The 18,913-nt window shown below is 68.8% G+C and carries 16 protein-coding genes; 6 read left to right on the top strand and 10 right to left on the bottom strand.

Features of this window, described 5'->3' with window-relative positions:
• Positions 1-16: 16 nt before the first annotated feature.
• A complete protein-coding gene (locus ATO4_RS24745) occupies positions 17-667 on the bottom strand; it encodes a TetR/AcrR family transcriptional regulator (RefSeq protein WP_083594464.1) in 651 nt (216 codons plus the stop codon).
• Between the two features lie 370 nt (positions 668-1,037).
• Positions 1,038-1,979 carry a ring-cleaving dioxygenase gene (locus tag ATO4_RS24740; RefSeq protein WP_083594461.1) on the bottom strand — a complete coding sequence of 314 codons (942 nt, stop codon included), beginning with the start codon at positions 1,977-1,979 and terminating at the stop codon, positions 1,038-1,040.
• Between the two features lie 213 nt (positions 1,980-2,192).
• Between ATO4_RS24740 and ATO4_RS24735 the strand changes: the two genes are divergently transcribed.
• Positions 2,193-2,825 carry a hypothetical protein gene (locus ATO4_RS24735; protein ID WP_083594459.1) on the top strand — a complete coding sequence of 211 codons (633 nt, stop codon included), beginning with the start codon at positions 2,193-2,195 and terminating at the stop codon, positions 2,823-2,825.
• Between the two features lie 39 nt (positions 2,826-2,864).
• Here the strand turns inward: ATO4_RS24735 and ATO4_RS24730 are convergent, their stop codons facing one another.
• Positions 2,865-5,393: a heavy metal translocating P-type ATPase gene (locus ATO4_RS24730; protein WP_083594496.1), complete on the bottom strand. Its 2,529-nt coding sequence runs from the start codon at positions 5,391-5,393 to the stop codon at positions 2,865-2,867.
• 144 nt (positions 5,394-5,537) lie between these two features.
• Positions 5,538-6,512 (bottom strand): cation diffusion facilitator family transporter, encoded by a 975-nt coding sequence (locus ATO4_RS24725; RefSeq protein WP_245308917.1) that lies wholly within the window; start codon positions 6,510-6,512, stop codon positions 5,538-5,540.
• A 9-nt stretch (positions 6,513-6,521) separates the two neighbouring features.
• Here ATO4_RS24725 and ATO4_RS28555 point away from each other — a divergent pair, with 9 nt between their 5' ends.
• Positions 6,522-6,923 (top strand): hypothetical protein, encoded by a 402-nt coding sequence (locus ATO4_RS28555; RefSeq protein ID WP_245308916.1) that lies wholly within the window; start codon positions 6,522-6,524, stop codon positions 6,921-6,923.
• Positions 6,920-7,735 carry a PhzF family phenazine biosynthesis protein gene (locus ATO4_RS24720; RefSeq protein ID WP_083594494.1) on the top strand — a complete coding sequence of 272 codons (816 nt, stop codon included), beginning with the start codon at positions 6,920-6,922 and terminating at the stop codon, positions 7,733-7,735. The genes ATO4_RS28555 and ATO4_RS24720 overlap by 4 nt, the downstream gene beginning before the upstream one ends.
• A 60-nt stretch (positions 7,736-7,795) precedes the next feature.
• On the opposite strand, the gene ATO4_RS24715 is transcribed toward ATO4_RS24720, so the two are convergent.
• The gene (locus ATO4_RS24715) at positions 7,796-8,365 is read right to left on the bottom strand and encodes a carboxymuconolactone decarboxylase family protein (protein WP_083594492.1); all 570 of its coding nucleotides are present in this window, start codon (positions 8,363-8,365) and stop codon (positions 7,796-7,798) included.
• 246 nt (positions 8,366-8,611) lie between these two features.
• Between ATO4_RS24715 and ATO4_RS24710 the strand changes: the two genes are divergently transcribed.
• Together ATO4_RS24710 and ATO4_RS24705 are read left to right on the top strand one after the other, a co-directional pair.
• A complete protein-coding gene (locus ATO4_RS24710; protein WP_083594490.1) occupies positions 8,612-9,886 on the top strand; it encodes a cyclopropane-fatty-acyl-phospholipid synthase family protein in 1,275 nt (424 codons plus the stop codon).
• A gap of 414 nt (positions 9,887-10,300) precedes the next feature.
• Positions 10,301-11,185 (top strand): PRC-barrel domain-containing protein, encoded by an 885-nt coding sequence (locus ATO4_RS24705; RefSeq protein WP_176223160.1) that lies wholly within the window; start codon positions 10,301-10,303, stop codon positions 11,183-11,185.
• A 646-nt stretch (positions 11,186-11,831) separates the two neighbouring features.
• Here ATO4_RS24705 and ATO4_RS24700 read toward each other — a convergent pair.
• The 3 genes from ATO4_RS24700 to ATO4_RS27945 form a co-directional block, all read right to left on the bottom strand.
• Positions 11,832-12,902, bottom strand: a complete 1,071-nt coding sequence (locus tag ATO4_RS24700; protein WP_083594456.1) for an MBL fold metallo-hydrolase — start codon at positions 12,900-12,902, stop codon at positions 11,832-11,834.
• A gap of 139 nt (positions 12,903-13,041) precedes the next feature.
• Positions 13,042-14,991 carry an acetate--CoA ligase gene (gene acs / locus ATO4_RS24695; RefSeq protein WP_083594455.1) on the bottom strand — a complete coding sequence of 650 codons (1,950 nt, stop codon included), beginning with the start codon at positions 14,989-14,991 and terminating at the stop codon, positions 13,042-13,044.
• A 231-nt stretch (positions 14,992-15,222) separates the two neighbouring features.
• On the bottom strand, positions 15,223-15,621 hold the full coding sequence (locus ATO4_RS27945) for a DUF1761 domain-containing protein (protein WP_176223159.1): 399 nt from the start codon (positions 15,619-15,621) through the stop codon (positions 15,223-15,225).
• Between the two features lie 277 nt (positions 15,622-15,898).
• On the opposite strand from ATO4_RS27945, the gene ATO4_RS27940 reads away from it, so the two are divergent.
• The gene (locus tag ATO4_RS27940; protein WP_176223158.1) at positions 15,899-16,060 is read left to right on the top strand and encodes a hypothetical protein; all 162 of its coding nucleotides are present in this window, start codon (positions 15,899-15,901) and stop codon (positions 16,058-16,060) included.
• Positions 16,061-16,081: 21 nt separating this feature from the next.
• Here the strand turns inward: ATO4_RS27940 and ATO4_RS24685 are convergent, their stop codons facing one another.
• Both ATO4_RS24685 and ATO4_RS24680 read right to left on the bottom strand, forming a co-directional pair.
• On the bottom strand, positions 16,082-18,175 hold the full coding sequence (locus ATO4_RS24685) for an NAD(+) synthase (protein ID WP_083594451.1): 2,094 nt from the start codon (positions 18,173-18,175) through the stop codon (positions 16,082-16,084).
• A complete protein-coding gene (locus ATO4_RS24680) occupies positions 18,172-18,678 on the bottom strand; it encodes a CinA family protein (protein WP_083594449.1) in 507 nt (168 codons plus the stop codon). The genes ATO4_RS24685 and ATO4_RS24680 overlap by 4 nt, the downstream gene beginning before the upstream one ends.
• Positions 18,679-18,913: the final 235 nt, after the last annotated feature.

Genomic DNA, 18,913 nt, shown 5'->3' with positions numbered 1-18,913 from the left:
TTCGGTCATGTGGGGTTCAGGCGCGGGCATGGCCGGTCTTCGGTGACAGGAGCCCCTCGACGAACTTGCGCAGATGCGGCTCGATCGCGTCGATGCCGATCTCCGGCCGCAGCTGCAGATGCACGATCAGCCCGTCGGCAAGGGAAAAGATCAGGAGCATGGCCGCGTCGATATCCGTGTCGCGGTCGATCTCGCCGCGATCGCGCGCCTCGACCAGCAGCTTGCGGAAGGCGGTATGGACGGCGGCCTCGATCTCGCAGAAGCGCTGGCCGACGGCGGTGTTGCGGATGCTCTCCGACCAGATCTCGATGGTCAGGCCGCCGGTCGCCCGGTCGCGGGTCTGCCGCAGATATTCGAGGCCGACCTGGATGATCCGCTCGACCGGGTCGCCGGGCACGAACAGCAGCTGCGTGCAGGCCGCCGCAAGCGTCCGCTCTTCCTCGGCGATCGCCTCGATGATGGAGTCCTTGGACGGGAAATAGCGATAGAGCGCGCCGGGGCTCATCTGCGCCTCGGCGCAGATCTGCTGCATCGATGCCGAATGGAAGCCGGAGCGGGCAAAGCAGGATCGCGCCGCCTCGAGCACCTGCTGGCGACGCAGCTCATGCGCCGAGGTCGGTGCGGGAGGGACCGGAAACTGGATCTTCAGGGCCTGGCTGTCGGACATCTGGCACTTTCGTGGGCTCGCTCGATCGGGATCGGGATCGTCTCCATCGAGGGCCCGGCGCAGGCTTCGGCAAAGCAGCGGCCAGTCGGCTCGAGAGATGAGAGCGAACGATCGTTCGCAGATGTAATCGGATCCGTCAGCCAATGCGAGTCCGATGTCGCACTGCGGCAGAAACAATTTCGCGAGGTCGTGAAGAACCCGTTGCGACGGCCAGCCAGGCGGGGCGCGGCGCCGTGCGTGCCGCGCCCCAAGGACCGCCTCGGGAGACCGCTCCGGGGACAGCCACATGGCCGCCAGCGGGACGCGCGGACCCACCGGCGCCACGCAGCCTCGGGAGACCGGCGGCTCGACCGCCCGGACGCGGGCCGCCTCAGAGCTCGGGCAGTGTCGCCTCGATGCGCTCGCGCAGCGGCTCGTACTGGTCTGGCAGCATCAGGCCGGCCCCCAGCGCACCGGCCGGCTCGTCCACCGCAAAGCCCGGAGCGTCGGTGGCGATCTCGAACAGCACATGTCCGGGCTCGCGGAAATACACCGAGCGGAAGTATTTCCGGTCCTTCTGTTCGGTGACCTCGCGGCCGTGCTCGCCCGACAGCTTCGCCGTCATCGCCGCCTGGTCGGCGTCGTTTGCCGCGCGGAAGGCGAGATGGTGGACGCTGCCGCGGCCGGGCCGCGGCTTCAGGAAGCCGCCGACCGCATGCAGGTCGACGATGCCGCCGATGGCGGCGCCCGACGTGTAGCGATGGCGCGATCCGTCGGTTCCCTCTTTGTCGAAGCCGAAGACGTCGGTGAGGATCGCCGCGGTCGGCGCTTCCTCCTCGATCAGCAGGCTGACGCCGTGGATGCCGAGGATGGCGCTGTCGCTCGGAATGGCCGCGTCGTCACCCGCCGCCCCGGCAGCCGGGCCATTCGCGGGCTCAGCTGCGGTGGCGACGAAGGACAGCCGCATGCCGTCGGGATCCTTGAAGGGCAGGACGCTTTCGGAAAACCGCTTCTCGATCCCGCCGTGCTCGACGCCCTTCTCGATCAGCCGATGGGACCAGAAGCCGAGGGAGGCGGCGGGAACGGCGAGCATGATCTCCTCCACCTCGCCGACGCCGACGCGGCCGGGGGCGGCGTGCTCGAAGGGAAAGAAGGTCACGATCGTGCCCGGCGCGCCGGCCGCGTCGCCGAAATACAGGTGGTAGGCGCTCGGATCGTCGAAATTGACGGTCTTCTTCACCAGAGCAAGGCCGAGGACGCGGGTGTAGAAGTCGAGATTTCTCGCCGCCGGACCGGCGATGGCGGTCACGTGATGGATGCCGGCACTCTTCATCTTGCGCGTCTCCCGCCGCTGGCGCGGAACCCGGATGCTCCGCCGCCTATAGATAGGATCGGTGCGCGCGCTCTCGCAATCTTGGACGAAAGCGTCATTTTCGGCCCACCCGTCCGGGCCGCCCGAACCCAGCGCCCGACCATCGCGAGGCGGGCGCAGGACGGCCCACCGGGCTCAGGCCGGTTGCAGAAAACCGGTCGCAGAGAGGACACCATGCTGGAGTGGATCTCGGACAATTCCGAGCTGATCAACGTCTTCGCCAATCTCGGCATGCTCGGGATCTGGGCCTTCTACCTGCAGATGCTGTGGTCGAGCTTCAGCCGCGACCGGCGGCCGCGATTGCTGATCACCCGCGGCATGCGGTCCAGTCTCGAGGCGCGCTGCCTCGTCACCAACATGAGCCGCGACACGATCTTCATCCGGAGCATCATCGTGGTGCTCGAAACCCGCGGCGGCGAGTTGCGCTATCCCGTCACCGAGATCGAGGAAATCGAGGACACCGGCGATGCCGGCGACATCAAGCAGCAGACCCGCCAGGGGCCGATCGAATCCGGCGCCATGCGCGACCTGGGAAGCTTTGCCGCCATCGTCACCCACGTCCTCGACTATGCGGGTCCCGACGATCCGCCCGGGCCGCACAATGGCTGGGACGGCCTGAAGGCCTTCACCATCTACGTCATCGGCATCTACGGGCCCGACGAGATCAGCATCGGCGCCAGGCGCAGCTACGACATCATCGAAGACGACGGCGGGATCAAGCTGAGCCCGCGCACCATCGACGCGGTGCAGATCCGCTCCCGGAAGGAGCGGCGGGAAATCGACAGGATGCTGCGCGAGGATCTCTGACGTCCCCCCGGCCCGCCGCTTCCGGCGCCGCAGGTCCGTTCAGGCCTCGACGAGCCGCTCTGCGGCGGCCTTGCCGGCACGCCGGGCAGCGGCGCCCTCGCCCTTCCTCGTCACCTGCGGCTGGATGAGCCGGAGCCGGAGGGCGTTCGTCACGACGAAGACGCTCGACAGCGCCATCGCGCCGGCCGCCAGCATGGGCGACAGCATGACGCCCCAGAGCGGATAGAGCGCGCCCGCCGCGACGGGGATGAGGGCGACGTTGTAGCCGAAGGCCCAGAACAGGTTCTGGCGAATATTGGCCATCGTCCGCCGGCTGACCTCGAAGGCGCCGAGAACCCCGGTGAGATTACCCGACATCAGGACGACGTCGGCACTCTCGATCGCGACGTCCGTACCCCCGCCGACGGCGATGCCGACATCGGCGGCGGCCAGCGCGGGGGCGTCGTTGATGCCGTCCCCGACGAAGGCGACCATGCGCCCCCCCTCGCGCAGGGCGTTCACGGCCGCGACCTTGCCGTCGGGCATCACGCCGGCGACGACATGGTCGATGCCGAGCTCGGCCGCCACGGCTTCGGCCGCCGAGCGGACGTCGCCGGAGATCATCGCCACCTTGCGCCCTGCCCTGTGCAGCGCGTCGATGACGGCGCGGGTTTCCTGCCGGATCGGGTCGCTGACGGCGAGCACCGCCGCCGCGACCCCGTCGATCGCCACGAAGACCGGCGAACGGCCGCCCCGTGCGAGTTTCTGTCCGGACGCCTCGAGTTCGCCCGGCGCGATGCCCTCCGCGGCGAGGAAACGCGCCGAACCGACGACCACCGCCCGGCCCTCGACCCTCGCCGCGACGCCGAGGCCCGGCAACGAACGGAAATCCTCGGCGGGCGGGAACGTCTTGTCCCTGGTCCCGGCGCCGGCCATGAGAGCCGCGGCCACGGGGTGTTCGGACAGCGCCTCGACTGCTCCCACGAGCCGCATCACCTCGGAGCGTCGAAAGCCCGGCGCCACGACGAAATCGGTCAGCCGGGGCCGGCCTTCGGTCAGGGTGCCGGTCTTGTCGAAGGCGACGATGTCGGCCTCCGCCAGCGCCTGCAGCGCGTCGCCCTTGCGGAAGAGGACGCCGAGCTCGGCCGCCCGGCCGGTGCCGACCATGATCGCCGTCGGCGTCGCCAGCCCCATGGCGCAGGGACAGGCGATGATCAGGACGGCGACGGCGGCGACGATGGCGTGGGACAGGGCGGCATCCGGCGCCAAAGCCAGCCAGAGACCGAAGGTCAGCGCCGCCACCACGAGGACCGCCGGCACGAACACCATCGTCACCCGGTCGACCAGCGCCTGGATCGGCAGCTTGGCGCCTTGAGCGTCCTCGACCATGCGGATGATCTGCGAGAGGACCGTGTCGGCCCCGACCTTCTCGGCCCGCATCACCAGGCTGCCCGCGCCGTTGACCGTGCCGCCGATGACGGGATCGCCCGGCCGCTTCTCCACCGGTGCCGGCTCGCCCGTCAGCATCGCCTCGTCGACGAGGCTCGCGCCCTCGCTGACGACGCCGTCGACGGCGATGCGCTCGCCCGGCCGCACGACCAGGAAATCGCCGACGACGATGTCCCCGATCGCCACGTCGGCGGGCCGGCCGTCCTTCAGGACCCGCGCCGTCTTCGGCTTCAGCCCGGCGAGCTTGCGGATGGCGGCGCCGGTGCGCCCCTTCGCCCGCGCCTCCATCAGCCGGCCGGCGAGGACGAAGAGGACGATCACCGCCGCGGCCTCGTAATAGACGCCCCTTGCCGCCTCCGGCAGCAGCGCGGGAAGGAAGGTCGCGACGGCGGAATAGAGGAAGGCCGCCGCGGTGCCGAGGGCGACGAGGGAATTCATGTCCGGCGCGGCGCGCAGCAGCGCCGGGACGCCCTTGGCGTAGAACCGTCGGCCGGGACCGGCGAGCACCAGCGCCGTCAACAGGAACTGGGCATAGAGCAGCGCCGGCTCGCCGAACGTCGCCTCGAGAAACGCCCCGAAGGCCGGCACGAGATGGCCGCCCATGGCGATGACGACGACGGGGGCCGCAAGCACCGCCGCGACGACGACCTCGCGCCACAGCGCGGCCTGCTCCGACGCCTTGCGCTCTTCCTGGCTGTCCGTCCCTGGCGTCTCGTCGCCGCGCAGCCTCGCCGGATAGCCGGCCGCGCCCGCGGCGGCGGCGATGGCGGCCGGCTCGACGGCACCGGCGAGATGGCGGACGACGGCGGTGCCGGCGGCAAGGTTCACCGACGCCTCGACGACCCCCGGCACCGTCTTCAGCGCCTTCTCCACCCGCCCGACGCAGGAGGCGCAGCTCATCGCCTCCACCACCAGGGTCAGATCGGCGAGGCTGGCCGGATAGCCCGCCGTCTCCAGCGCGGCGACGACGGCCGGCGCGTCGGGCGCCCCGGCGAAATCCACCGTCGCGGTTGCGCGGGCGAGATTGACCGTGGCGGCAGTGACGCCCTCCACCCGTTGCAGGGCCGTCTCCACCCGCCGCACGCAGGAGGCGCAGGACATGCCTTCGATGGCGATCGTCAGCTTCGTCGGTGCGCTCATCATCTTGATCCCCGTTGTCGCAGCCGCTTCGATCGGCGGCAGCTTCGCGACAGACATCGGGTTTCCAGTGACTGGAAGGTCAAGGGCCGGCGCAAAAAAGCCGCCGCTCGCCGTCGCGAAGCCGCCGGCAACGACCGGAAGGCCTCAGGCGGCGGGTACGGCTTGCCGGCCGGCCGCTCCATGGTGGTCGTCGGGATCGGCCTGCGAACGGGCTGCCGGCGCGGTGGCATCGCCGCCCGGGCGCTTCGTCCCGTCGAGCGGGCAGACGGCCGGCGCGCCGCCGAAGTCGATCTCGATGGTCGAGTGGTCGATGCCGAAGCGGGAGGCGAGCAACGCCTTCGCCGCTGCCTGGACATGCTTCGGCTCGGCGCCTTCGTCGAGGCGGAAGTTCATGGTCGCCAGCGGCTGGCCCGAGGTGATCGACCAGACATGGACGTGCTCGACGGCGCGGAGCCCCGCCACCTCCTCCTGGAGCGTCTCGCTGATCTTCCCGGGATCGATGCCGCCGGGCGTTCCCTCCATGAGGATGTTCAGGGTGTTGGTCAGGAGCGTCCAGGCGCTCTTCAGGATGATCGCCGACAGCAGCATCGAGAGGATCGGATCGATCGGCGTCCAGCCGGTGAAGTAGATGGCGATCGCCGCGACAATGGCGGCGACCGAGCCGAGGAGGTCGCCGAGGACATGGAGGAGCGCGCCGCGGATGTTGACGTGGTCCCGGTCGCCCTGCCGGAGCATGAAGAACACGCCGACATTGACGAGGAGGCCGACGACGGCGATCGCCAGCATCGGCCCGGGCAGCACCGGCTCCGGCGCGATCAGCCGCGTCACCGCCTCGTAGGCGATCCAGACGATGAGCAGGATCAGCGCGACGGCGTTGACGAAGCCGGCGAGGATCTCGAAGCGCATGTAGCCGAAGGTGCGCCGGTCGTCGGAGCGGCGGCGGCCGAAATAAAAGGCGGCCCAGGCGAGCGCCAGGGCGGCCGAATCGGTCAGCATGTGGCCGGCATCGGCGACGAGGGCGAGCGAGCCGGAGAGGATGCCGCCGATCGCCTCGACGAACATGAAGCCGAAGGTCAGGAGGAAGCCGAGGAGCACCGCCCGCTCGTTGCCGCTCGACACCGACGGGGCGTGGTGATGATGGCCCCCGTGATGATCATGTCCGTGATGATCGTGCCCGGCATGGTCGTGCCCGGCATGGTCGCCGTCATGATCGCCGGCATGGGCCCGGCCATCACCATGGTGATGGCCCTGGTCGTCCGGGTGCCCTTGCCCGCGCCCGCGGTCCTGTTCGTGGCCCTGTTCGTGGCCCTGTTTGTGGTCGTGATGCCGGTGTCCGGCTTCCTCGGGATGTATCGCAGCCATGTCGCCCGCTCCTGTTCCGCCGAACATAGGTGGGTGGCGGCTTCTTGGCACCCGTCGCGGGATCACCAGGCGAGATTTGCCGCCGTGACAGGAAAGGGGTGGCCTTCGCCGGCGAAACTCGGCAATTCCCCCTCGAGCGACGCAACGATCAAAGGCCGATGCCCATGAAGACCCTTCCGATGTATCAGGTCGACGCCTTCACCGACCGGCTGTTCGCCGGCAATCCCGCCGCCGTCGTGCCCCTCGCGGAATGGCTCCCGGACGAGACGATGCTGGCGATCGCGGCGGAAAACAATCTCTCCGAGACCGCCTTTTTCGTGCCGGCCGGCGAGGCGGCATGGGAGCTGCGCTGGTTCACGCCGGCGATCGAGGTGCCGCTCTGCGGCCACGCGACGCTCGCCACCGCCTTCGTCCTCGCCGAGGTTCTGGGGCAGACCGCCCAGACCCTGACCTTCTCGACCCGCATGGTCGGCGACCTCACCGTCAGCCGCGATGCCGAGGGCTGGTTCGTCATGCGGTTTCCGCGCCGGGCAAGAAACGACGCCGCGATCGCGGTCGAGCCGGTGGCGGCCGCCCTCGGTCGGCGCCCGGACGAGGTCGTCGAGTTCGCCACCCCCGGCGACACCTCGTGGCTGGCGGTCTATGCCGACGAGGCGGACGTGATGGGCCTCACTCCGGATTTCGGCGCCATCGCCGGCCTGCCGCCCCTCAACGTCATCGCCACGGCTCCCGGCCTGTCGGTCGACTTCGTCTCCCGCATGTTCGCGCCGAAGGCCGGCATCGACGAGGATCCGGTGACTGGCTCGGCCCATTGCTCGCTGGTGCCCTACTGGGCCGACAAGCTCGGCAAGACGGATTTCGTCGCCCGTCAGGTCTCCGCCCGCGGCGGCGACCTTAGATGCGAACTCGACGGCGACACGGTGGTCGTCTGCGGCCAGGCGGTGCTGTATCTGACGGGCGAGATCCGCCTGCCGGAGTGAGGACGGCGCTGGCGCCGTCCCCGCGATCTTTCCTGGAGATGGCCTGCCTCGCGGCGGCGCCTATTCCTTTTCCGGCACCGGCACGTTGAAGCCGTTCAGCGTGATCGAGACCAGGCAGTAGAGGCCGACGAGATAGATCAGCTCGGCCGCGCCGTGCTGGCCGAAGGTCTTCACCGCCAGGTCGTAGGTCGGCCGCGGCAGGATGCCGCCGCCGTTGAGCAGCGCATAGGCGACGTCGTAGGCGACCTCTTCCTCACCGGCGAGGCCGGTCGGCTTGACGCCGGCCACGAGGGTCGAAAGCCGCTCCTCGCTCATGCCTTCCTTCTCGGCGACGGCGACATGGGCATAGATCTCGTAGGCGGCGTTGAAATGGGCGCCGGTGACGAGGATGGCGATCTGGCGGGCACCGTCGGGCAGCGTCGCCTGCATCGACATCGCCTTGGTCAGGTCCCAGATCGCCGCGCCGATCTTCGGCTCGTGCAGCCAGGGGTTCCACGGCCCCATCAGCGCGCCATTCTCGGCGATCACCTGGAAGGCGTTGAAGTTGCTGGTGATGCCCTTCTTCATGTCGTCGTAGAGCGGCTTCTGCTCGTCGGTCAGCATGGCCGGGTCGATCAATGGCAGGCGCATGGTCGTCTCCTTCATGGCAGGTCATGGCAGGGGTGGGGTTGGCAACGCGGTCTCGGCGGCACCGTTGTGCAGCGCAATAACTGCAGGTCGCCCGGCCGAATGTGAGGGCGTGACGGAAATTTCATGTTGGCCGGCCCCCGCGAGGCGGCCGCGTCGCGCGACGGGATGCTGCGATTGCGCGGCCGGGCCGGGCCGGCTAAGCCATGGCAACCCCCACTGAAACGATTGAGACGGAGACAGATGCGGATGGCCGGCGCCGAGGACAAGCTCGCGGAGATCGTCCGCCACGTGGTCGCCGTCTTCGAGCCGAAGATCGCCGTGCGCCTGTGGACCGGCGAGTGGCTGGGGCCGGCGGACGGCCCGGTGCTGGCGTTGAACGATCCGGCGGCCATCGCGCGCCTGGTGGTCAGCCCGAACATCGCCACCGCCGTCGGCCTCTGGATGACGAAGGCGATCGACGTCGAGCACGGCACGATCTTCGATCTCGCACGGGCGCGGCCGGACATCCGCACCAAGGCGGCGATGAAGCGGATCGACAAGCTGAAGATCGCCGCCAGCCTGCCGGCGCTCTACGGGCTGTCCCGGCGGGCGAAGGCCAGCGGGCCTGCCTCGGGCGAGGATGCGAAGGCCAGCGGCTCGTCCAAAGCGGCGATCCAGTTCCACTACGACGTCTCGAACGACTTCTACCGGCTCTTCCTCGACAGCCGCATGCTCTATTCCTGCGCCTATTTCGACGGCTGGCACGAGGACATCGACAAGGCGCAGTTGGACAAGCTCGATATGATCTGCCGCAAGCTGCGCCTGAAGGCCGGCGAGCGCTTTCTCGACATCGGCTGCGGCTGGGGCGCGCTGCTCATCCATGCGGCGGAGACCTATGGCGTCACCGGCCATGGCGTCACCCTCAGCCAGGCGCAGTTCGATCTCGCCCGGGAACGGATCGCCGCCAGGGGGCTCGAGGGCAAGGTCACCGTCGAGCTCAAGCCCTTCGAGGACCTCACAGGCCAGTTCGACAAGGTCGCCTCGATCGGCATGTTCGAGCATGTCGGCTGGGACCGGCACGATGCCTATCTGAAAGCCGTGCGCAAGCTCCTGCGACCGAACGGCCTCTATCTCCACCACGCGATCACCCGGCCGGCCAAGGAGAGCGACAAGGCGTTTCGCAAGGGCACGAAGGAATATGCGGCGATCATCCGCTACATCTTCCCCGGCGCCGAGCTCGACCATGTCGGCCATTCGGCGCAGTATCTGGAAAAGCACCGCTTCGAGGTCCACGACGTCGAGAACTGGCGTGAGCACTATGCCCGCACCTGCCGGCTCTGGCACGACCGGCTGCTGTCGCGCATGGACGAGGCGGCGGCGATTGCGGGCGAAGAACGGGCGCGGCTGTGGCTGCTCTATCTCGCCGGCGTCTCCCTCGGCTTCGAGCGGGGCGGCCTGTTGATCTACCAGACCCTCGCCTCGAAACGCTCCAGGGGCGCGAGCGGCCTGCCGCCGACCCGGCGCGACCTCTACCGCGACTGACCCGCAGCCACGGGCGACGGGAGCGCCCATCCCGGCGATCACCGGTCGCCATCGCCGGCCCCCATCGCCCGGGGGGACGCCTCCAGCCGCGCCCGTCACCGCGCCGCCCATCCGGCTTCGATGGATCGGAGCGCCGGCGAAGGGCGGTTTCCGGCATCCCCTGCCGGACACGTTCGTGATCTGCTGCCAAGGGGTGTTGCCTCCTCGCAGTGACCCGGAGCTTTTGCTCCGCAGCATGATTAGCGTCAGGCTTCGCGGCAACTTCTTGCAGTGCAAGAGGCGCGGCCGCCGGCGGGTTCCCCGGTATCGCCCCGGCGCCGGCGAGCCGCTTTGCAAGACTGGCTAACAATCCGTGAGGGAACGCGAGGCCCGCCTGACAGATTATTCGGCCGATCATCAATCGGGAGAACCGAAATGCGTAAGTCGATCATCGTTGCCCTTCTCGCCGGCGTCGCCCTGCCGCTCGGCGCCCATGCCCAGGATTCCGGCACCACGCCGCCGGCTGGCGGCACCACGCCTCCGGCTGCGAGCGACACGGGCACCTCCGGCAGCGGCGCTTCCGGCATGTCCACGGACACCGGCGGCGCGGCCTCCGGCTCGTCGATGGGTTCCGAAGCCCCGGTTTCCGGCAGCGCAGCCACCTCCTCGGGCAGCATGGGGTCCGACGCGACCACCAGCGGCACCGCGAGCGACACCGCGATGGCCAGTGACATGGCCGGTGACGGCGACCCCTTCGTGACCGTACCGCCGAGCGGCGCCTGGCGCGCCACCGACCTCGACGGCAAGGACGTCTATGGCGCCGACGGCGAGAGCATCGGTGAGATCACCGACGTGCTGGTGTCCGAGGATGGCAGGGTGATGGCCGTGCTGGTGGGCGTCGGCGGGTTCCTCGGCATCGGCGAGAAGGACGTCGCCGTGTCGATGGCCGCCCTCGAGTTCGGCCCGGGCAAGACCGAAGGCCTGAAGACCGAGGAAGAGGCCAACGCGGCATCGAGCACCGCCTCGGGCACCGGCAGCATGGCCGGCGGCAGTGCGGGCGGCACCGGGATGGCCGGTGGCACCGCGGGCGGCGCCGAGGCCCCTGCAGCGTCTGCGGAGCCGGAAGAGCCGGTGGTCGGCGAGGACAACCTGCCGGACCGGATCGTCCTCAACGTCTCGCGCGAGCAGCTCGAGGAGGCGCCTGCCTTTGGCGAGCCGGAAGAGGAGAGCGGCAGCGCCGACAGCGGCATGACCTCGACCGATCCCGCCTCCGGCGATGCCTCGCAGCCCGCAGTGGGCGGCACCGCCCCGGCCAACTGAGCCCGGCCTGCCCGGCCTCTCCGGTAACCCTGGCGGCGCCTTTCAACGGGCGCCCGCCTTCCGAAGACAGCCCGTCCCGATCGCTCGGGGCGGGCTTTTGCCGTCTGCCTCGACCCCGACACGAAGACGCTGATCGGCCGACAGCCCGAACGCGCCATGTCCGATCGGCGCGTTCCGATCGTCTGCCGGGCGCGGCGCGCGAGCCGGCGCGAAGGCGGAGATCTCGAATGTTCGGCGGGACATGGACAAAAGAGGGGGCGACACCTTCGGTGGAAGGACCGACACGTCCCCCAAAATCAAAAGGCCGCTCTCCCTTTCAGGAAAGCGGCCCCGTGATGGGCGTCAGCCGGCGGTCGTCAGAGACCGCATGCGGCATCTGCAATTCTCAGGCGAAGCGAGGAGACTGCTCCGTCGAACCACCGAGAATCAAAGACCCAGCCGGCTTCAGACAATCACTCGACATTGGATCACCCCCTTTCGCTTCGTTGAACACGAGGAGGAGTATGGGGCCCGAATTCGGGCAGTGCAAGAGCCTGCCGCAATTTTCGCCAGCCTGGAGCAAGCTCCGCCGATCGCCCCGGGAGAATTCGCCCATCCCCCGGGCACGAAGGTGTTCGAGACTCAGGGAATTTCATGAGATCCGGGGCTACGAGCGGTGCAGCTCGCTGGCCTCCAGCCGGTCTCCGGCCGACCCGCCCGCAAGGTCCAGGCACTCGCCGGGTGCCAGGGCCATGAAGCGACGGTCCCTCACGCCCATCCTTTCCGCGGCCTCGGCCAGTCTTTCGACCGGCTCGTCCCGCGGCTCGTCGGTGAGTTGCACCGTGCCCCAATGGATCGCCACGGCGTGGCCGGCGCCGACGTCCTCGAACACCCTCACCGCCTCTTCCGGGTTCATGTGCTGATGTTCCATGAACCAGCGCGGCGCGTAGGCGCCGATCGGGATCAGCGCCAGATCGGGCGCCCCGTGGCGCTCGCGGACGGCGCGGAAGATGCTTCCGTCGCCATAGCCGCTGTCGCCGAGGAAATAGACCGACCGGTCGCCGGCCTTCAGGACGAAGCCGGACCACAGCGTCATCCGCGTGTCGGACCAGCCCCGCCGCGACCAGTGCTGCGCCGGAACGATGGCGATCCGGGCTTCGCCGCCTCTGTCAGGTCCGGAAGACGCCGTCGCAGGCGCCGGCAGGGCGATCTCGTCGCCCCAGTCCCCGGCGACGACGTCGACGTCGACGTCGCGGATCCTGCGGCGCAGAAGCACGTCGAGCCCGAGCGGCGCGACGATCCTCGGCCGGAACCTCTTGCTGAGCCGGCTAAGGGTATCAAGGTCGCAGTGGTCGTAATGGCTGTGGGACAACAGCACCAGGTCGATCGGCGGCAGGTCCTCGAAGCGGACGCCCGGCGCCGTGACGCGCTTCGGCCCGAGGAAGGAGACCGGGCTGACGCGCTGCGACCAGACCGGATCGGTGAGGACGTTCAGCCCGCCTATCTGGATCAGCACGCTCGCATGGCCGACCATGGTGACCGTCAGGCCGTCCACCCGCTCCTCGGGGACCGCGGGCGTCACCGGAACCTCCTCCGGCCATGGCGCCCGCTTCCCTTCAGAGCGCCAGCGCAGCACGTCCCGGAACGACCGGTCGGGCGACGAATGGCCGGGATTGAAGAACCGCGTGCCGTCGAAATGGTCGGTGACGGGGCCCGAATGGTAGGGATTTCGGGTCATTGCCGTGCCTTCTTGTCGAACCTGTCTGTCGGCCAAGGGGCACCGTCAATGGTGGCCTGCCGCATGAAAAAGGCCCGGACGCTTCGCCCGGGCCCTTCGCTTCAACGCGCCGTGTCACGCGATCCGGCCGTGACGACCCTCACCCTTTCCGGTTCTGGCGATTGTCGATCAAATCGTCGACGACGCCCGGATCGGCCAGGGTCGAGGTGTCGCCGAGGGCGCCGAAATCGTCCTCGGCGATCTTGCGCAGGATCCGCCGCATGATCTTGCCCGAGCGGGTCTTCGGCAGGCTGGGCGCGAACTGGATCTTGTCCGGCGAGGCGATCGGGCCGATTTCGTTGCGGACATGGGCGACGAGCGCCTTGCGCAGCTCGTCCGAGCCCTCCTCGCCCTCCATCAGGGTGACGTAGCAATAGATGCCCTGCCCCTTCATGTCGTGCGGGTAGCCGACGACCGCGGCCTCGGAGACCTTCGGATGGGCGACGAGGGCCGATTCCACCTCGGCCGTGCCCATGCGGTGGCCGGAGACGTTGATCACGTCGTCGACGCGGCCGGTGATCCACCAGTAGCCGTCTTCGTCGCGCCTGGCGCCGTCGCCGGTGAAGTACTTGTTCTTGTAGGTCGAGAAGTAGGTCTGCTCGAAGCGCTCGTGGTCGCCATAGACCGTGCGCATCTGGCCGGGCCAGGAATCGGTGATGCAGAGATTGCCTTCGGTCGCGCCCTCGAGCACGGCACCCTCGTTGTCGACCAGCTGCGGCTGGACGCCGAAGAACGGCCGGGTCGCCGAGCCGGGCTTCAGGTCGGTGGCGCCGGGCAGCGGCGTGATCAGGATGCCCCCGGTCTCGGTCTGCCACCAGGTGTCGACGATCGGGCAGCGCTCCTCGCCGACCACCTTGTAGTACCAAAGCCAGGCTTCCGGATTGATCGGCTCGCCGACGGAGCCCAGCACCTTCAGGGTCTGTCGCGAGGACCGCGTCACCTTGTCGTTGCCGGCGCCCATCAGCGCCCGGATCGCCGTCGGCGCGGTGTAGAAGATGTCGACCTTGTGCTTGTCGACGACCTCCCACATGCGGCCGGCATCGGGATAGTTCGGCACGCCCTCGAACATCAGCGTCGTCGCGCCGTTGGCGAGCGGGCCATAGACGATGTAGCTGTGGCCGGTGACCCAGCCGACGTCGGCGGTGCACCAGTAGATGTCGCCCTCGTGCCAGTCGAAGACGTATTCATGGGTCATCGCGGCATAGACGAGATAGCCGCCGGAGGTGTGGACGACGCCCTTCGGCTTGCCGGTCGAGCCGGACGTATAGAGGATGAACAGCGGATCCTCGGCGGCCATCTCCTCCGCCGGGCAGTCGGCGGACACCGTGTCCCGCGCCTCGTGCCACCAGACGTCGCGCCCTTCCGTCCACTGGACGCTGCCGCCGGTGCGCCGGACGACGAGGACGGTCTCGACGCTCTGGCCGGCCTTGGCAGCGATCTCGCAGGCCCGGTCGGCGTTCTTCTTCAGCGGGATCTTCTTGCCGCCGCGCAGGCCCTCGTCGGCGGTGATCAGCACCGACGAGGCGGCGCCTTCCAGGCGCCCGGCCAGGGCATCGGGGGAGAAGCCGCCGAAGACGACGGAATGGACCGCGCCGATCCTCGCCGAGGCGAGCATCGCATAGGCCGCCTCGGGGATCATCGGCATGTAGATCGTCACCCGGTCGCCGCGCTTGACGCCGTGCGCCTTGAGGACGTTCGCCATGCGGCAGACCTCCTCGTGCAGCTCGCGGTAGGTGATTGCCCGGGAATCGGCCGGATCGTCGCCCTCCCACAGGATCGCGACCTGGTCGCCGCGCTTGTCCAGGTGCCGGTCGACGCAGTTGGCGGCGACGTTGAGCGTGCCGTCCTCGAACCAGCGGATGTCGATGTTGCCGGGGGCGTAGGAGGTGTTCTTCACCTTGGAGAACGGCTTGATCCAGTCGATCCGCCTGCCATGCTCGCCCCAGAAGCCGTCCGGGTCGGAAACGCTCTTCTCGTACCAGGCGCGATAGGTGTCGTCGTCGATCTTGGCGCGGCGTTTCCACTCGTCCTTGACGGTGATCGTGGTCATGGCTTTCCTCCCGATTTTCTGGGCCTTGGCACCTTCCCGGGGTGCCGGCCTTCGACCTCCGCTGCCATGCATCGTCCGGCACGGCAGGAATGCCGGAACCGGAGCAGGCGAAGCGGTCGCCTCCCGTCGAATTTAGGGCCATCGGCCCGTCGAGGTCTAGGGCGCCGGTGCTTAGACTTTCGGCAGAACCGGGCCGGAGACGGGACGCGGGGGGACGCCCTTATCCCGTGGTCACCCCATCAGGCCGATGACGACGCCCATGATCACGAAGGCGCCCAGCCAGTGGCCGCCATTGATCAGCGTCAGCTTGCGCGGCCGCGCCTCGAAGGAGTGGTCGACGACCATCGCGGCGAGGACGAAGCCGGCCCAGACGAGCAGCGCGTTGGTGAGCGCATTGCCCAGCGTGATGCCGCCGATATGGGCGGTAAGGCCGGCCAGCATCTCGGCGATGACGAAATAGGCGATGAAGACGATGACCAGCGGCGCGATCTTCAGCGCCGGCTTGCCTTCATAGCCCGGCGCCGTCATCCAGGCCTTTTCGAACAGCCGGTGCCAGACAAAGCCGAAGCCGAAGGCGATGAGCGCGGCGATGAGGGCGGGAACGGGATTGGCGGCGGCGGCGAGACCCATGAGAACTCCTGACAAGGCGTTGCGAGCGGCGGGCGGACGTCTGCCGCCTCGAAAGCGAACGCGGCACGGCGACGTTCGTTGCGGGCGCATGCTCCGTTGCGGGGGCGTTGCCGCGGCCCGGCCCGGGCCTCTCCGGCCGCCGCGCTCCTGCGCGCCCATCGATAGACCGCCACCGAAATCGCCACCGGTCCCGGCGAACGACATCTCCGGCTGACAGTTCTCCCGAGGCCAGATCCGGACATGATGACCGGACCATGCAGCCGAGAGGAGACGAGCGATGCGAGACCACAGCCGGAACGTCACGATGAAATGGGTCATCATCATCGGTGCGGTGATCGTCGCCCTCGGGCTCTTCGGGCTTATCACCGACTGGTTCGGGCTCACCGGCGACGCCGACATGGTGCCGGGCGAGACCATTCCCGAACAGGCGGACGGATAGCAGGCAGCCGGCCCCCGCCGCTCAGAGATCGTTCGGCAGGGCACTTCTCAGCTCGGCGATCCACGTATCGGCGGTGCCGTCGGAGGGCGCGCGCCAGTCGCCGCGGGGCGACAGGCTGCCGCCGGCGGAGACCTTCGGGCCGTTCGGCAGCGCCGAGCGCTTGAACTGCGACGTCTGAAAGAAGCGCATCAGGAAGCTCTCCATCCATCGCGCGATGGTGGCGAGGTCGTAGGCGTTGCGCGAGGCCTGCGGAAACTCCATCGGCCACAGACCGGCCCCGGCGTCCTTCCATGCGTGCCACGCCAAGAAGGCGACCTTGGACGGAGGCTGGCCGTAGCGGGCGATGTGGTAGAGAAAGAAGTCGTGCAGCTCGTAGGGCCCGATCTTCGATTGGGTGCTCTGGATCGCGCCCTCGGCATCCGCCGGCACCAGTTCCGGCGAGATTTCCGTGGCAAGGATCGCCGACAGCAGCTCACCGGTGCGCGGGTCGAACTGCCACGTCCGGACGGTCCAGCGGATCAGGTACTGGATCAGCGTCTTCGGCACCCCGGCATTGACGTTGTAGTGGCTCATCTGGTCGCCGACGCCATAGGTGCACCAGCCGAGCGCCAGCTCCGACAGGTCGCCGGTGCCGATGACGAAGCCATGGCGCTGGTTCGCCAGCCGGAAGAGATAGTCGGTGCGCAGCCCCGCCTGGACGTTCTCGAAGGTGACGTCGTAGACCGGTTCGCCCGAGGCGAAGGGATGTCCCATGTCGGCGAGCATCTGCCGGGCCGCCGGGCGGATGTCGATCTCCTGCGACTGGACCCCGAGAGCCGCCATCAGGCCGAGGGCGTTGGCCTTGGTCTCGTCGCCCGTCGCAAAGCCCGGCAGGGTGTATCCGAGGATGGTCGAGCGCGGCAGGCCCATCTGGTCGCAGGCCTTCGCCGCGACGATGAGCGCATGGGTGGAGTCGAGGCCGCCGGACACGCCGATGACCATGTGGTCGCCCGGCGTCGCCTCGAAGCGCCGCCGCAGTCCCTCGACCTGGATGTTGAAGGCCTCGAAGCAGTCCTCGTCGAGGCGCTCGCGCGAATTCGGCACATAGGGAAACCGGCGCAGCGGGCGGTGAAGTCCGATGTCGGCCGACAGGGGCGCGTGGTCGAACCTGATCCTGCGGAACGCCGTCTCGGGATGGCCGCGCAACGCCGCGGCATCGTTGAAGGTCGGGGTGCGCAGCCGCTCCTGGCGCAGCCGGGAAACGTCGACGTCGCCGACGATCAGCTGGGGGGGCTCGGCGAAGCGCTCCGACTGGGCGATCAGATCGCCGGCCTCGTAGATCGTGCCCTGGCCGTCCCAGGCGAGATCCGTCGTGCTCTCGCCCCGCCCGGCGGCGGAATAGACATAGGCCGCCATGCATCGCATCGACTGCGAAGCGGAGAGCAGATGCCGGTCGGCCGACTTGCCGACGACGATGTTGGAGGCCGACAGGTTGCAGAGCACCAGCGCGCCGGCCAGCGCGCCGTCGGTCGAGGGCGGCGTCGGTGCCCAGTAGTCCTCGCAGATCTCCATGTGGAAGACGAAGTCCGCAAGGCCCTTGCCCTCGAACAGGAGATCGATGCCGAAGGGTGCCTGCTGGCCCGCGACTGCTATGTCGAGCCCGGTCATCCCGGCGCCCGAGGCGAACCAGCGCTTCTCGTAATATTCCCGGTAGTTCGGCAGGAACAGCTTCGGCACGACGCCGAGGATGCGGCCGCCCGCCAACGCCACCGCGCAATTGTAGAGCCGGCCATTGCGCCTGAGCGGCGCGCCGACGAGGAGCACCGTGCGCAGCGTCCGGCTGGCCTCCAGGATCGCGGCGAGCCCGTCCTCGACGGCATCCAGAAGCGCATCCTGCAGCACCAGGTCGTCGATGGCATAGGCCGACAGGCAGAGCTCGGGAAACACCAGGAGGTCCACATGCCGCGCGTTCGCCTCGCCCGCCTGGGCGATGATCGCCGCGGCGTTCTTCGCGGGATCGGCGATGAAGACCGGCGGCGTCGCGACGCCGATGCGCACGAAGCCGTGACGGTGGATCGAATGGAACGGGGAAGCCGGATGGGGCTGCGGCTCAGATGTCCGAGTGGTCTGGCTCATGGCATCATCTCCCTCATCATGACGAGCGCCGTCCGCAGGCATTCGGCGCGGATGGGATCGCGGCCGATATCGCCGTAATGCATCACCGCGTGGCGCGTCTCGCCGCCGCGTCGGGCACAGGCGAACCAGACGAGGCCGACCTCGTCACCGGGTCCTGCAGCGCCTGCAAAGCCGGTGGTCGACACCGCGATGTCGGCCCTCGATCGCTGCAGGGCGCCTTCCGCCATGGCCACCGCGACTTCCATCGAGACCGAGCCCTTCTCCGCCAACAGCTCTTGCCCAACGCCGAGGATCTCGGTCTTCGCGGCCTCGCTATAGGTGACGAAGCCGCGGTCGAAGGCGTGCGAGGCTCCCTCGACATCCGTCAGGAGCGAAGCGAGCAGGCCGCCCGTACAACTCTCCGCGGTCGCCAGCAACAGCTTCCTGTCGCAGGCCCGCGACAGCGTCTCCTCGAGGAGACGTTCGAGGTCGGCTGGAGGGGGAAGGATCATGGCGTCGGTCATCGCGGTGGATCCTGTCTGCGTCGCGGAGCTTGTCGAGGCCGGGGTCGCACGCGGATCTGTCACCCGGCCCGAGAAGCCGAGCGGCGAGTGCGGACGCGGCGCGCCGCCATGCTTCCCACGGAGTGGCAGAACGTGCCATCGGCGCCGAGGTTCGCGCCGGAATTGGTAGCCGGCAGTTCAACCCGGCCGTCTCACGTCCTGCAGTTCGTTTGACGTGATTCCGTGATTCCGTGAG

Source organism: Aurantimonas sp. 22II-16-19i, from assembly GCF_002088275.1.
Classification (GTDB): Bacteria; Pseudomonadota; Alphaproteobacteria; order Rhizobiales; family Rhizobiaceae; genus Jiella.
Note: the sequence above shows the minus strand (reverse complement) of the source record. Positions and strands in the feature narration are given on the sequence as shown.